General features: G+C 41.8%; 14 protein-coding genes. 1 reads left to right on the forward strand and 13 read right to left on the reverse strand.

Features of this window, described 5'->3' with window-relative positions; genetic code table 11:
• Window positions 1-309 precede the first annotated feature (309 nt).
• The 6 genes from ACFFUV_RS05790 to ACFFUV_RS05815 all read right to left on the reverse strand — a co-directional run bounded on the left by ACFFUV_RS05790 (window position 310) and on the right by ACFFUV_RS05815 (window position 5,851).
• The gene (locus ACFFUV_RS05790) at window positions 310-927 is read right to left on the reverse strand and encodes a winged helix-turn-helix domain-containing protein (protein ID WP_390190404.1); all 618 of its coding nucleotides are present in this window, start codon (window positions 925-927) and stop codon (window positions 310-312) included.
• Between the two features lie 73 nt (window positions 928-1,000).
• Complete coding sequence (locus ACFFUV_RS05795; protein ID WP_390190406.1) at window positions 1,001-1,714, reverse strand: DUF4405 domain-containing protein; 714 nt, start codon at window positions 1,712-1,714, stop codon at window positions 1,001-1,003.
• Window positions 1,687-2,349, reverse strand: a complete 663-nt coding sequence (locus ACFFUV_RS05800; RefSeq protein ID WP_390190407.1) for a flavodoxin — start codon at window positions 2,347-2,349, stop codon at window positions 1,687-1,689. The genes ACFFUV_RS05795 and ACFFUV_RS05800 overlap by 28 nt, the downstream gene beginning before the upstream one ends.
• Before the next feature lie 92 nt (window positions 2,350-2,441).
• A complete protein-coding gene (locus tag ACFFUV_RS05805) occupies window positions 2,442-3,596 on the reverse strand; it encodes a cupin domain-containing carboxymuconolactone decarboxylase family protein (RefSeq protein WP_390190408.1) in 1,155 nt (384 codons plus the stop codon).
• 106 nt (window positions 3,597-3,702) lie between these two features.
• Window positions 3,703-5,151 (reverse strand): heavy metal sensor histidine kinase, encoded by a 1,449-nt coding sequence (locus ACFFUV_RS05810; protein WP_390190410.1) that lies wholly within the window; start codon window positions 5,149-5,151, stop codon window positions 3,703-3,705.
• Between the two features lie 22 nt (window positions 5,152-5,173).
• Window positions 5,174-5,851, reverse strand: a complete 678-nt coding sequence (locus ACFFUV_RS05815) for a heavy metal response regulator transcription factor (RefSeq protein WP_390190413.1) — start codon at window positions 5,849-5,851, stop codon at window positions 5,174-5,176.
• Window positions 5,852-6,098: 247 nt separating this feature from the next.
• Between ACFFUV_RS05815 and ACFFUV_RS05820 the strand changes: the two genes are divergently transcribed.
• Window positions 6,099-7,160, forward strand: a complete 1,062-nt coding sequence (locus ACFFUV_RS05820) for an alpha/beta hydrolase (RefSeq protein WP_390190414.1) — start codon at window positions 6,099-6,101, stop codon at window positions 7,158-7,160.
• 36 nt (window positions 7,161-7,196) lie between these two features.
• Here the strand turns inward: ACFFUV_RS05820 and ACFFUV_RS05825 are convergent, their stop codons facing one another.
• From ACFFUV_RS05825 to ACFFUV_RS05855, 7 genes are all read right to left on the reverse strand, one after another.
• Entirely contained in the window at window positions 7,197-8,093 is an 897-nt protein-coding gene (locus ACFFUV_RS05825) for a LysR family transcriptional regulator (RefSeq protein ID WP_390190416.1), read from the reverse strand.
• Window positions 8,094-8,177: 84 nt separating this feature from the next.
• Window positions 8,178-9,788, reverse strand: coding sequence for a carboxylesterase/lipase family protein (locus tag ACFFUV_RS05830; protein ID WP_390190418.1), 1,611 nt, complete (start codon window positions 9,786-9,788; stop codon window positions 8,178-8,180).
• A 111-nt stretch (window positions 9,789-9,899) separates the two neighbouring features.
• The gene (locus ACFFUV_RS05835) at window positions 9,900-10,934 is read right to left on the reverse strand and encodes an alpha/beta hydrolase (protein ID WP_390190420.1); all 1,035 of its coding nucleotides are present in this window, start codon (window positions 10,932-10,934) and stop codon (window positions 9,900-9,902) included.
• A gap of 22 nt (window positions 10,935-10,956) precedes the next feature.
• The gene (locus ACFFUV_RS05840; protein ID WP_390190421.1) at window positions 10,957-12,039 is read right to left on the reverse strand and encodes an alpha/beta hydrolase; all 1,083 of its coding nucleotides are present in this window, start codon (window positions 12,037-12,039) and stop codon (window positions 10,957-10,959) included.
• Window positions 12,040-12,063: 24 nt separating this feature from the next.
• A complete protein-coding gene (locus tag ACFFUV_RS05845; RefSeq protein WP_390190423.1) occupies window positions 12,064-12,915 on the reverse strand; it encodes an aldo/keto reductase in 852 nt (283 codons plus the stop codon).
• Window positions 12,916-13,220: 305 nt separating this feature from the next.
• Entirely contained in the window at window positions 13,221-14,342 is a 1,122-nt protein-coding gene (locus ACFFUV_RS05850; protein ID WP_390190424.1) for an alpha/beta hydrolase, read from the reverse strand.
• 51 nt (window positions 14,343-14,393) lie between these two features.
• Entirely contained in the window at window positions 14,394-15,317 is a 924-nt protein-coding gene (locus ACFFUV_RS05855) for an AEC family transporter (protein ID WP_390191870.1), read from the reverse strand.
• Window positions 15,318-15,458 lie beyond the last annotated feature (141 nt).

Raw genomic sequence — 15,458 nt, forward strand, 5'->3', positions numbered from 1 at the left:
CTGGGAAGACTGTCGTCACTACGCTTGACTTTCAATAATATTAGTCTAAATAAACAGTACGCTTACCGTTACCTTACATTTTTGTAAGGAAAGTACTTTAAATCGGCTCGAATTCTTGGAGATACTTTCAGATAAAATATCAAAATCAAGCGCTTCAATTTAAAGTATAGATAATCCGAATTTCACCCCATGAAAAAGTGAAGTATAAAGAAACTTAGTGAACTTATTAGCCTCCATAATTTGATAGGCATTATCAAAAAACATGCATAATGATTAATAGTAAAGAATGACACTTGACCTGGTCATTAATCACAAAAGGCCTAACTTATTATACAATTGAAAAAGTGTACCTTGAGGGTCATTAAAGTCATAGATAAGAAGTACAGTTAAAATAATCAGAAAACAGAATACAGTGAGTTCATACCAACTAATGATTACTTTATTTTTCATCTTTCTTACCATTGAAATATATTTATCCTCTTTTGGTAAACTTGAATCAATGGACTCTGACCTGATATATTCTTCCCTTATGATATCGAAATTATTACTTTCTAAAACCTCCGAATTATTCTCAGTACGTCCATCATTTGCGTTGTCTAAAAATTCTACCGTTGCTATAAATTTATAGCCCGTTTTAGGTACAGTCATTATGTATCTTGGTGATTTTGCCGAATCACCAAGACTCTTCCTAAGCGTTGATATCGCTTGAGTGATACTGGAGTCGTCAACGTCTATTCCACGGTTTTTCCATACTTCTTGATATATCTCCTTCCGGGTGATTTCTTTATATGGATGGTCAATGAGTAAGTGTAATATCCTAGCTTCGTTCTCACCCAAAACGTATATTTCATCTTCGCTAAACTTTAAAGACCGTTCATAAAAATTGAAATAAAATGTAGAGTCGATAGCAACTGTATTTTTCACCATTTTAAAAGTATCCCTAAGCCAAAATTACACATATCCACTAGTTCAGAAATTTTAATAATTATAATCATAAAAATTAATCATTTTTGAATAACAAGATCCAAAGTAAAAATCTCACTGCGTACGCAAATAAGATGGTGACAGCTATATAATCAAAGTAAAAAGCAGCGACAGACTCATCATAATCAAAAAAGGCATAATCAACTTTTAATAATAAATAATCGCTCATATTTCGAGCAACAAATACATTCGAACCATAGATTGAAAATAGTATCGATAATAAAGTACAGATTTTCACGATGAGTGATTTTTCAACAATACTCCAAAGCTGAAGAAAAAACCTTGATAGCATTTTCCAATGCATACCGAGATGTATAGCGATTCCAACTTGCAACCAATGCACACTGTTCATATGCGTTATACGAATGACGTCTGATGAATTGTGAATGCTCAGGTCTGGAAAGAGATACTGCGAAAGCATCAACCCACTTACGATTGCAGCAATAAGTAACCCTGCCAGTATTAAATTAACTATCAACTTCAGAGACCTGAACAGGTCATAGTCTCCCTGGCGTATTTTTCGAAACCAATGAGTATTGAGTAACAGATGCTTTAACACTATGAGCAAAAAAGCCACGCCCAGCCATTCATGTGTGCTCTCTTGCCACAAATGGAATCCCATAAGAGCTCCCAGCAAGATAATCATTACTCCATCCTGGATGACCTGATAGATGTATTTACGTTTAATGACCATATGAATATCTATTTCACTTTTATTTCTTCTAGCCATTCATACACTTCATCTGGTGTCGAACTATCAGCAACATCATCTCTTGATATGGTAAACGCATCGGTTACCACATGTGCATTAGGTTGGAGCTTTCGAATTTCACGAACACTTCCTGAAAGTCGGCTACCACCATGAGTTGAAAATGGAATAATCGTTTTGCCACTAAAATCGTTTTCCTCCCAAAAGGTATAAAGGATCATCGGCATCCGATACCACCAAATTGGGTAACCGACAAACACAATGTCGTATTGCTCCAAGTTTGGCAGAGATTCTTTTATTTCGGGACGAGCGTTGTTTTTCTTTTCCTGCTCAGCAAAATCAACTAACGGCCCATGTACACGTGGATAAGGTTGTTCAGGTTCGATGCGATAAAGATCCGCATCAACTTTTTCCTTTATTAGATGAGCAATATACTGAGTGGCCCCCAACCTCTGCTGATTTTTTTGAAGTACACTCGCGCCTGATACCGCGTCAACGCCGTCTAAAGAAACATCCTCGGGTTGGGAAAAGTAAACCACCAATATGTTATGTGGCTGAGCCTTACTGGATCCATCATCGGCAATAGCCTTAGCACTTGAAGTCGCAACAAAGGCAAGCAGCATCAAACGAATAAGTGCTGACATAGTATTCGTCATAGGGATTCCTAATTTATGAATAATTCAATAACGATGTAGAGTTGTGTCGCAGATGAAGTTGATATTTCAACTTCATCTGCAACCATTTCAGATCACTGTAATTGCAGTAAGACGCTTTTAGCGTTAGTGGTTAAATCACCGCCCATAGCCTGCTCAAATTGAGAAAAGACTCTGTCCATTTGTGTAGCATCAACCCCTAAAGTCGTTGCAATTCTCAAATGTGAACGGAGCTGTGCATTGACATCACCAAGGGCAGATAACGAGCTCACGACCACAAGTTCACGATAAAGATGGGGTAAGTTGTCCCGGCTAAACAAATAGCCAAACAGATGCGCTTTTAATGCGTGATCGACCGTAGGCGAAAAATTATTAAACAGTGGGCCAGAGACCTGTTCCACAGGCACCTGATTGAGGTAAGCCAACGTCTGATTACCACGTTGGTAATAATCTGTACTCTTTGGTAAGTCGTTGGGTAACACACCCATATTGTCGTGAATGCCGTTCGCGGTGCGCTCTTCCAGTAACGATCTCAGCGTTAGCATGCCGTTTAGAGCTCGGGGGAAGCCGACATAAGCGTACTGATGAGCGAATACTTCTTTAATCTGATTGACGGTTAGTCCTTGCTCTAACCCATTAACTAACGCTGGCTTGAGTTTTTCCAGTTGCCCGGTTGCAGTAAATGCTGCAATGGGAATTAAACTCAGTTGTTCATCTGTCAAAATAACCGGATCCAGTTTACCTGGCGGCTTGGGTTTCGAAGTGGACGCTGCTGGAAGTTCTACTTTTTCCAGCCACGTCACCGCTTTTCCGTCATTTGAAATCGGACTGATCGCGATATGCGTCATAGCACTCGATTCACTCGCCCCATGCCAGTGTTTTACACCCGGCGGACACCAGACGATATCACCTTTATGAATAACCTGAATTGGCTTTCCCCATTCTTGCGTACGTCCTTCGCCCTCTGTGACAATCAGATACTGACCGTGCGGATGAATATGCCATTTGGTTATTGTATTGGCTTCAAACGAAACGACTGCTGGTGCAACATTTCCTGATGAAGGAAGAACGGGAAATCGGGCAAATTGCGCCTGCCCAGAAAAATTACTCGCCGGTGCATTATTGTACTGATGCTGTTCCGCACGAGTGATTGTTTGAGTATTATCCTCTGTTGAAGCAATAGCAGGAGCAAATGCTGAAGACGCAGTGCACAGCGAACCTAATGCCAAACGAGTAATCAATCTCTTCATATCAAAACTTCCTTTGTATTAAAGATGGTCAATATCTTTAACCAATACTATCGAAGTGTTGATTTCATGAGGCTTACGAGTACCTGACAAGTTCGTAAGTTTTCTTTTAACTCATTGAAAAATTGCCCGAATTAAGATGTTCGGTTCTTTCCTGCTCTGTATTTTCTGACGCACATTCCCTCGATCCTAATGACATTGTCAGGCCAAAAGTATTCATCCCATTTTGACTAGTGGCAAAAACAGTGCCTTGATGCATCAAAGCGACGGCGCTAACAATCGACAACCCCAAGCCATGATGGATATGGCTACTGCTCCGGGAGGAATCTAAACGGTAGAAACGTTCGAATAATTGATGTAAATGCTCAGTATCAATAGGGTCACCTTCGTTTGTAACCGAGACAGAAACCATCTTGTGATCTCGTTTAATCTCGACCACCACCGTTGAATTATCATAAGCGTAACGAGCGGAGTTACTGAGTAAATTCGCCAGCGCTCGATGATACAATCGATGGTCAATGCGAGCTTCAGCATCCCCATGAACAACAATTTCAAGTTGCTTATCGAGTAACAATGGTTCTATGTATTCAATGGTCTTTAGTGATTCATTTCGTATAGAAACCTTGGATGTCTGGGTCGCATGATCACCGGCCTGTGCATGACTCAAGAAAAGCATGTCATTCACAATGGACGTCATTCTTTCTAATTCTTCCAAGTTAGACCCGAGTAAATCTTGCAAGTCATTAAAATCGTGCTTATGCGCCAGGCCTAATTGGGTTTGGCCAATCAAGTTCGTCAGTGGAGTCCTTAATTCATGAGCGACATCCGCATTGAAACTTTCTAACTGCCTCCACGCAATCTCTTGCTTATCCAGAACATCATTAAAAGAGGCGGCAAGATCTTTTAACTCAACATCTAACGCTAAAGTATCTAATCGGTGTCCTTTCTCACTGGGAACCAATGTTTTAGTCTGCTCACTTAATTGCTTTAATGGCTTTAATCCTATCTTCGCAATGAAAAAGCCCACGACTGCAACTATCACTACGCCAAAAATGGTGCTAACAATTAGAATCTGAGTGAACTCTCTTAATGTTCCGACATAGCTGGTTGAATCGATGGCGATCACATAACGAATGGCTCCCCTATTCTCACTCGCAGGGATCGATGCGATATACAAAAATGTCGAGCAATTTACATCATCTACTGATGGTATTTTGCTGAAGCCATCACTTAAATTCTGCCATTGCAGATCCGACAACGCATACAATTCCTGATTTACCGACATATTGTCTGAATGAAAGCCATACCGGACTCGATTGCCTTCCGTTGCAGATAAATTATCCAGCTTGTCAGTCAGTGCCTGCCAACTATTGCCGTCCGTTCGAGACTTAATCCAGGGCTCTATTAGATTGGCCCTGAACAATAACTCATTGTGCATTTGATTTTGAAGCGAGGTATGCAATGAATCCCTGAGCACCAGTCCATAGACAGACACAAAAATTAAAGAGGCCAACGCAAACATCAGTGACAATCGACCAGCTATCGAATTTTTCAACATCCTTACCTCAACTTACCAATCATCATGGGCGTATTTCGAGAACATACCCCATACCACGAACGGTATGCAGTAACTTGGTACCAAACGGCTTATCTACTTTGTCTCGCAAACGTTTTATCGCTACTTCAACAACGTTGGCATCACTATCAAAATTCATGTCCCAAACCTGCTCCGCAATCATCATCTTCGATAGAATTTCGCCTTGGTGGCGAGCTAGCAAACTTAACAAAGAAAACTCTTTCGCGGTTAGATCAAGTCTCTCTCCGGCTCTGGTGACGCGTCGGGCCATCAAGTCCAAGTGCAGATCATGTAATTTGAACTGAGTAATATCGGTACCATCAGTAGAACGACGACGTAATAAAGCCTGAACCCTAGCAATAAGCTCAATCAAAGAAAAGGGTTTGGGCATATAGTCATCCGCGCCACTACGCAACCCTTTGACTCGCTCTTCAACCGAACCTCTGGCGGATAACATCAATACAGGCGTCTGTTTGATCTGACGTAATCGAGTGACGACTTCATAACCGTCAATACCGGGCAGCATGACATCCAAAATAATCACATCGTAATCAAATTCCTTAGCCAGGTAGAGGCCATCAATACCATCATTCGCAATATCAATGGTAAACCCCTCCCCTTTAAGGGCCCGATTAAGATAACTTACGGTTTTATCTTCATCTTCGATTAAAAGTAGTTTCATGGTCTATCCCAAACAGCACCGTTCATGCTGTAGTTAATCTAGTTAATTCTACAGGTCGCCACCTATCAATGAGCTGACAACTACCTGTCATATTTGTAATATTCAATGGTGATGGAAAATTTAATAGCCGTTTTAAGCTGACTTCCTTTCCTTACATTTTTGTTAGTTCCGCGTCACCAACACGTAAGCCTCCACTCGTTATCATCTGTGGTATTCCTCAATATTTATATGTAACAAGGAACTCATAATGACACGTAAAATATTAAGAACTACACTGCTAGCCGCAGTTATTGGCCTAAGTACAAGCGTCTCCGCAGCAGATTATCAACAAAACCCATTCACTCTTACGTATGAAGGTGCTATCACACAAAACGTCGCAGGCAAAGTGAATATTCACCCTGTAAATTATGACCTTCATGGTCTGAAAATATCGGCAAACGTTTATACGCCTGCCAATTATGATTCCAGCAAAAAATACCCTACTATTGTCGTTGCCCACCCAAATGGAGGGGTGAAAGAGCAAGTTGCTGGTCTCTATGCTCAACATCTAGCTGAAATGGGATACATAACCATCACTGCAGATGCGGCCTATCAGGGCGCAAGCAGCGGTGAACCACGCAATACAGACAGACCTGCCAACCGAATCGAAGACATTCACGGTATGGCTGATTACATCGCTCAATACCCAGGTGTCGATACTAACCGAATTGGCCTGTTAGGTATTTGTGGCGGCGGTGGTTATTCTCTTGCTGCAGCCGAAACAGACAAACGCTTCAAATCCATCGCAACCCTTAGCATGTTCAACTCTGGCATTGTAAGACGTGATGGTTTTATGCAGTCGCAGCTCGACACCATCCAACAACGCTTACAGCAAGCCTCTGATGCACGCGCGCAACAAGCTAGCGGTGGTGAAACTATCTATGCAGCAGATGCAGATCTCTCTTCTATCACTGATGAACAATTGGAAAAAATGCCTTTCGATCTCTATCGTGAAGGATTTATTTATTACGGCAGAACCCATGCGCACCCTAATTCTACTTTCCGCTATCCAATGAGTAACCTGCTCGATCTTATGCAGTTTGATGCAACAGATCATATCGACTTGCTTACTCAGCCATTGTTAATGATGGCCGGTAATAAAGCGGATACGCTTTATATGACAGAAGATGCTTATAAAAAAGCAACAAATGCAGCGAGTAAAGAACTATTTCTTATTGAAGGTGCAACCCATATTCAGACTTATTGGAAACCGGAATATGTTGGTAAGGCATTGAACAAAATGAAAACATTCTTCAGCGATACTCTTTAACTAAATCGGTGGTGCGTTTATACGCATCACCAAACCTTATGATTGCTTAACCCATTCACGTAACGCCTGCGTGAAAATACGGAAAACGCTCCTCGGAAAACGATTAGCCGGATAGTACAAACAGAGTTCTGATAACGGGGTGAACCACTGTGGCAAAACCCTAACCAACTCAGCATTATCAAGATACTGTATTACCTGAGGCTCAGGCACCCAAGCGATACCAATGCCGTTCAATGCAGCTTCAATCATTAAATTGGTATTACCCAGGGTCAGAGATCCATCAACATCAATCGTGATTGATTGTTCACCATCTGTCAGCTCCCATAAGTTCAGCGAACCACTATCAAACCGATAGCGAATACAATTATGTTGCTTTAGTTGTTCTGGCATGTCTGGAGTTAAATGAGATTCAAAATACGCCGGTGCAGCTACGGCAATCATTCGCATAGGCTGTGTCAACTTAATCGCTATCATATCGGCCGGTACAGATTCCATTAGACGAATTCCTGCATCAAAGTGTTCAGATACAATATCTATAAACCGGGATTCGGCGACAATCTCCACTTTAATATCGGGATACCTGACAAAAAATTGCGGAAGAAAACGGGCAATGAGAGGCACAGAACCAGAATCCGCAGAACTAATACGAATAATGCCTGAAGGGTTGTTTTGCGTCTCTGAAAGCTCGCTTACCGCTTCTTGAAGATCCACCATAGAGGGTACAATGCGACGGTAGAATTGCTCCCCAGCCTCAGTCAGTGAAACAGAACGAGTAGTACGATTGAACAACCTGACATTTAATGTCTGTTCCATATTTTTCAAATTATGACTTAGTGCCGATGGAGACACACCAAGCACTCTCGCCGCAGCACTCAAGCTTCCTTGTTCAGCAATAGTTCTGAAAGCCTTTAGCTCACTTAGGCCAATTTTCATTGGTTCCTCCTTATCAAAAAAATGGCAAGGACAATTTACATCGTTCTTGCCATCCCATGATTGAGTATCGTTTCTCTGGTTCAATTACCACTGATAATCCGGAGCAAGAATCTTAATCAGATTACGGTCGTGTCCATGAGCCAACCTACTTTCCGTATCAAAAATCATGGTTGCACCATTATCACGAGTGTAGGTTTGCCATTCAGGTAGTTCTGGCGCTGAAGGCTTACCCGTTTTCGCAAAAGCAATCCACGCACTACTCATCGTCTCGGCCATTTTCTCATCAGCTAATTTCTCTGCTTCAGACTTTTCAGAACCAGTAGAAATTGGTGGTACCGCATTAGGACTATTGAAGACTAATGGGATTTCCGCTGTGTGGTAGGCAAGAGGTGAACCATAACTCATCACATACGCATAAACAGGCGCGCCATTTTGGTCTGCCTTATGGCTCATAATTTTAAGCAATGGCAAGCGTATGAATGCATCGAAATACAGCGCATCTTCTTTGTTTTTCTCAGGATATGCATTTAAAAACTCAGTAACGACTTGCTCTTTTTTCGCTCCGTAGGTATTGCTTAAACGTTGCTCGATTTCAGCATCAGTAAAGGATTTGCCCTTGTCAGATCCCATAACAAGATTCATACCTGCCCATTCATTGAGGTTTGAACCAATCAGTAATGGAACATCCTTACCAGACAAAGCAAAGGAATCTGGGGTCACCGGGTTTGTTGGAAGAAAATCGCCATCAACAACAGGCTCCCAATCCATAGCGATCTGACCGCTTAACGCACCACGAAGACCAAATTCACCTGCCGTTTCCACCTGTGCTTTCATAGATTCTTCAACTAACTTTTGGTAAGGAACAGTCTGAATGGCATCAATATTCTCTTTGGTAATACCAAGATTTCTTAACGTTAACTCACCGACACGACGACTCGCGTCCAAAGTAGTAAAATTGACACCCATTGATTCTGTTGCACCACTTTGAACAATGCCTTTATTGAACAGGCCTTCTGCATACGGTGATGACATCATCGTGAGTACTTTCGCTCCACCACCTGATTCACCAAACAGCGTCACGTTCTCAGGATCACCGCCAAAGCTTGCAATATTATCCTTAATCCATTTAAGTGAATCGATGATATCTAGCTCACCAATATTTGCTGAATATTTATATTCATCGCCATAGGCAGATAGATCTAAGTGCCCAACAACATTAAGACGATGGTTTACAGACACCACCACAACGTCACCTTTACGACTTAAATTTTCTCCGTTATAGGCAGGGACTTCTTGTGCGGAACCGGATGAAAAGCCTCCGCCATGTAGCCAAACCATCACAGCTCGTTTTTCACCATCAATACCAGGAGTCCAGATGTTTAAGTTTTGGCTGTTATTATCCTTGCTGCCGGGTGCTTCAGGAAAACCCGTCAGTTGTGATTGTGGAGAGACTGGGCCATATTCAGTTGCATTGCGCACGCCCTCCCAGTGTTTCACTTTTTCTGCAGGCATAAAACGTTTATGCGCCTCAGCATAGGGCACACCCAAATAGGTATAGATACCGTCTCTGACACTACCTTGGAGTAGACCAGATTCAGTCTTAACAATTCCACTCTGATTATCTCTAAATGACGTCGTACAACCTGTCACCGCAACGGCTGCTATCAGTCCTACGATCAATGAAAATCTTTTCATTTTGTTCCTCCGCAAGTTAATTCTTGCCCTAATTAAATGTTGCGGCTTAGTATGACGACTCACGTCACTTGTGATTAGATCTAAATATTCGCAAAGGCTTTTGAACAAAATTCACAAATGACATACCGGCTGCTTCCTATTAAACTCGCTCGTACAAAAATCCAATGCTTCATTTAACCACCCTTGAGCAGGAGTACCTGTGCCTAACGCAAACCCGTGTCCAATATTAGGATATTCGTGGAACTCGGCTCTAATTCCCAAAGCACGTAATACATTAATCCGCGTTCGCATGACATCAGGAGATGCTATCCAGTCTTTTTCACCCACAACAGCATAAGTCGGTGGATCATTCGGGGAGTAACTCGTGTGACCGGTATAGAGCATGACCACACAATCAGGCCGGTGATTGGTCCTTCCACCAAATGCTAAAGGTGATTTGCTACCTATGTTCGCTACCATTCTTGCACCAGCAGAAGCTCCCCAAACTGCGTAATGATCTTTGTTTACTTCAAATTCATCTGCATGTTCAGTAATGTAGTCAACCGCATGAGCCAGATCTTCTGTGCCGACTCGGTTACCTTGCCCGGTTCGATAAACCAGAACAAATGCATTTATGCCTGAATCTCCAATGGCTTTTGCAATTGGAAACCCTTCGTGCAAAGAACCAACATATTCGAATCCTCCTCCAGGAACGACTATAACAAACGGTGCATTAGGCTTACTTTTGTAATACACCAGACCTGTCGCCCGCTTATCCGGAGAACGATTTAATTCTGGTTCAGAATAGTAGTCGTGGAAGACTTGCTGACCTTGCTGTCGGAGCGTAATTAAGCGGTTCAATGCACCAATCATATCTTCAGGATTAAATGCACTATGGTATGGCATCAATTTCCCTACTTGATCCAGACTCAAAGTACTTTGCGTGACATCAGTAAGTTTTGGCAATAATCTCTCGGAGAACCCAGAGAATGACGGGTGTTTTACTAAATCACCCACCGTACTACTGACAGTAAGCATTGAATTTCTGTCCTCTAAACAAAACGCGTTTGCAGAATAAAAATAACCAGAAGAAATAAAGATTCCGCATAACCAACACCGTAATACTTGGAATAGGCGATAAATCTGTCCACTTGTACTCAATGTCATTATCGCCTCTCCTTCTCGTTATTTAATTAAGCTTGTTATCTTTAAGCCAGTTACTTAATACATCAGCAACTTGTTGATTGTTCAGATCTGAAAACGGGAAATGTGTATTGCCTTTCAGGCCCAGATTAGGGAGTTCAACAACCTGTGCATGACCACCATATTGATTGACAGTATCAGCCCATGCCTTTGCCATTTTCACCCTGACTCGCCAGTTATCCTGTCCCGGATTATCATTAACTTCAGCTGGTATGTTGTCACCGTAATAAATCACAATTGGCATTTTGGTCAGCTTTTTAAACTGCTCTTTGCTCACCGGAGTTGCCGTAAGATCCCCCGTCCCGCTGGGCATAGATTCCGGAACTTCACCTTCAGGGAAAACAAAACCGCTACCCGGTTCATAAGCAACAATACCTTTTACTCTGTCGGATTTAATCGCTGTCCACCATCCTGGACCACCACCTTGAGAGTGAGTAACTAATACACCATCACCTGAACGGTCGAATACCTGACTGACAGCATCACTAATAACCTGCTCATCGTATGGGCCGGTGTTTGGTGTCATCTGACGAAAATATTGGTTCAAAGCCTGTTCATTTTGTGGGAATTGAACACCATCAAAAAACTCCGGCCACTGACCCAGACGAAACATATTGAACCACATTTGGTCATAGGTGGTTGCTTTCACCTCTGCCGTAATCGTTGACTGACCCGCTTGACCTCTTCGTGGTTGATCTATCAGATAAACACCGAATCCTTTACGCAAGAAGATATTTTGAAAACCTTCTCGCCCGTCTGGTGTGGTCCCCCAAGTTTTGGCTGACTGACCGGCACCATGTAAGAACACCAATGGATATGGTCGGGCATTTTCAGGGATTTGATAAAAAACAGAGGCATGATCCCCATGTAAAGTCTGTCCTTGTGGATTAAATAGCGCTTTACCATCAAAAGTACCGTCACTTTCAATGACAGTACCACCTGATGCGAAATTACCTTGTTCGGCAATAATCAAAGGCTTAACGTTACTGGTTGTTGCTGCATTAATTGCAGCAATCGGTAGCAATGATAAACACACAAGCGCTAAGCGGGATTTATTTATCAACTTCATAGGAATCACTCTCCTTAAAATGAATTAAACGTTAAGCTTACGGGCAGTTAGCCACTCAACCATGGCCGGATCACGATGTGAGAAAAACGCACTGGTTGCAGTATCGAGTGCTGTGATCGCTAACATATCCTCACTAGTCAGTTCGAAATCCAATACTGCTAAGTTCTCTTTCATACGTTCAACACTGACCGTTTTAGCCAAAGTAATAATGTTTCTTTGCACTAACCAACGCAGGATTACTTGCCCGATTGATTTACCGTATTTGTCTCCGATTCCCTTAAGAACTGGATGTTGGAAGAGATTGTTTCGACCCTCCGCAAACGGGGCCCACGCTTCTGGCTGAATACCCTTACTTTGCAGCCAAGGCGCTGCATGTAATTGCTGATTAAACGGGTTTACTTCAATTTGATTGACTGCTGGTTTTACGGTGTGAAACGCCATTAAATCCGCCACTCGGTCTGGAGTGAAATTACTTACACCAATCGCACGGATTTTTCCTGCTTCATATAACTCTTCCATGGCGCGCCAGGCCCCATGAACATCGCCATACGGTTGGTGAATTAAATACAGATCAACATAATCCATCTGTAAGCGATTCAATGAACGTTCAAATTGAGCTTTCGCACCTTCATAGTTGGTATCCTGTAACCACAATTTGGTGGTCACAAACAGCTCTTCACGCTTAATTCCAACATTCTTAATCGCATTACCAACCTGAGTTTCATTTTGATACGACGCTGCGGTGTCAATATGACGATAGCCTGTTTCAATGGCTTGGGCGACAACTCGTTCGCATTCAGCAGGGTCGTTTACCTGAAATACGCCAAAACCCAACATCGGCATATCGACACCGTTATTCAACTTGATACTGGTCATAATAATTCCTTCGTTTGTTCGAAAAGATCCACTTCAGAGAGAAAGGAAATGGAAATAGGATGAGCACTACTATAGCTAGATTCCATCCGAATGATTAGGAGGGAAAACTCGAATAGACTTATACAAATTTTTTATTAATATGGTTAAATTATAAGTTAATTAACAAAGATGCTGACTGGTTAAGCTAATTATTTTGCATAATCGGTTAACAGAAGATGGTAGAGCAGACTGGATAAAAGTAAGCAATATCTGCCACCTACATGGCAGATATTGTAGAGAAAAACACATGCTTTTCCGATGATTAGTTATTTGTCTAACCCTTTGCTATGTAACCATTGGCTCATCAAATCAGCCAACTGAAGATTATTTTTTTCAGCCATCAGAAAATGGGAATTGCCTTTAATTCCTATATCTGGGAGATGCACTAACGTTGCATCTCCACCATGACGGTTCACTGCAGCAACAAACTGCTTAGCCATTTCGTACTCACTGCGCCATTTATCAGGCCCTACTGCCGAAGTCGCTTTATCCGCAATGTAATCTCCGTAGTAGAGAATAATTGGTATCTGTGTGAGCTTTAAGAAATCATTCATAGGAACGCCTAAAGCAGAAGCTGCCAGTGGTGCAAATGTCGTAGAAACAGGGGTTGGCATCTCATTCTCAGGGAAGATAAATGGCGTACCACCCGGTTCATAAGCCACTATAGCTTTGACATTTTCGGTGTAGAACGGTGTTCTCCAACCAATCGTTCCCCCCATTGAATGAGTAATAAGAATACCCGGTCCTATTTTAGTGAACAATTGAGCCAAAGTTTTCGCATTTAGATCGTTATCCAGTTCTCCTGAATAAGGGTTCCACGAGCGTTGAAATGCATCAATACTTGCAGGGTCATCCGGAAACTGAGAGTTTTTAAATACACCATTTTGGTCACCAACGCGGGAAAGCAAAAATAGGGTTTTATCAGCATACAAAGGATTTCCGGCCCACGGGTTCATACCATCATCTGCTTTTGTGGCCAAACCAGCCTCTCCCATCCTAGGTTGATCAACCAGATAAACACTGTAATCTTTCTTCAGAAAAATATTCTGAAAACCATCGCGCCCATCCGGAGTACTTTCCCAGGTTCGTTTTGTCTGCGCACCACCATGCTGAAATACCAACGGGTATTTGTGAGCATGAAGTGGGATCTGATAAAAAGTATAAGCATGATCCCCGTAAGCTGTCTGTCCCTCTGGCGCAAGGAAGTTTTCCTCTGAGAAAGTCCCGCTATGTTTTACCGTGGAGCCTCCGACAGCGAAGCTTCCCTGAGTCTTTAAGGTGATTGTTTCCAAAGCAATATTATTTTCCGAAGGCTTAGTAGTACAACCACTGAGAAGAGCGAACAAACATAGTGCTACAACACTATTGAGCGCTTTATTATTAACCATAATTCGGTATCTCATTCTGATAACTTAATAAAATGTGTATTCGATATAGACTTAAGTAAGCCCAGTGATAATCGCGACAATCGGCATAGTGAATACTGCGGTAAGAGTAGTGAACGTTGCGCCTTTAAGAGCTAACGGATAGACTTTTTTATTAAGCGCCTGAGCCAGTAATGGAACCCCCGCACCGGCTGGCGTAGAGACTGCGGCAAGAAGCACACCTAGAAGAAGATGATTATCGGTAAATTGTTTCATAATCAGCATAATTATGACCGGGATCACAATCATCTTACCAAGAGTATAAAACCAGAGTTTTACGTCACTAAACACCTCTTTCCAATTCATATCTACAAGAAAAGAACCTATCAACATCATCGATATCGGACCTGTCACCGCTCCAAGCATACGAATAGGTTGAGCAATTACATTAGGGATCTCAATATTGACAACATAAAGTAACAACGCAACCACGCATGCAATAATGCCAGGATTAAGAGCTTTGCTTATATTTTTCCAGTTAAAACTTTTTTCTTGGTTGCTTCTGTCACGTAGACAATAGTAGCCATAAGAAAAAAACAGCAAATTATAAGGCAATAAAAAGACTGTCATATAGATCATCGCTGAAGGACCAAATAGTGAGTAAACCATTGGTATTCCCATCATGGAAATATTGGTAAATGTGGTCATAACAATAATCACACCATGAAATTCTTTACCGTAGCCAAGTATTCGCGAGAGAATAGCACTACTAATAATCAGTAGCCCGATGGTCACTATTGCGGCATAAAAAACCATCATAAGTTCACGTCCCTCAATATGAACTTCATCACCAGTAATACCAGCAAGAATAATTGCAGGCATAGCAAAATTAAAAACCAGTGAAGTAAACTGAGGTATATTACTAAGAGTAAGCACACCAACTCGACGAGCTATAACACCAACCCCAATAAGCAATGAAAAAATTATCATTTGCTGCATAACTTCCAATTTACTATCTCCTTTTTATGGAAATTTGACTTAAGTTTTAAAACACAAAAATTCAACTATTTTCACATAAATATTACTGTTCAGTGTACCGATAAACTAGTGGGTTACTTTTTATAAGCCTTATGTGTTTTT

The organism is Vibrio olivae, assembly GCF_042428525.1.
In the GTDB taxonomy this organism is placed as follows: Bacteria; Pseudomonadota; Gammaproteobacteria; order Enterobacterales; family Vibrionaceae; genus Vibrio; species Vibrio olivae.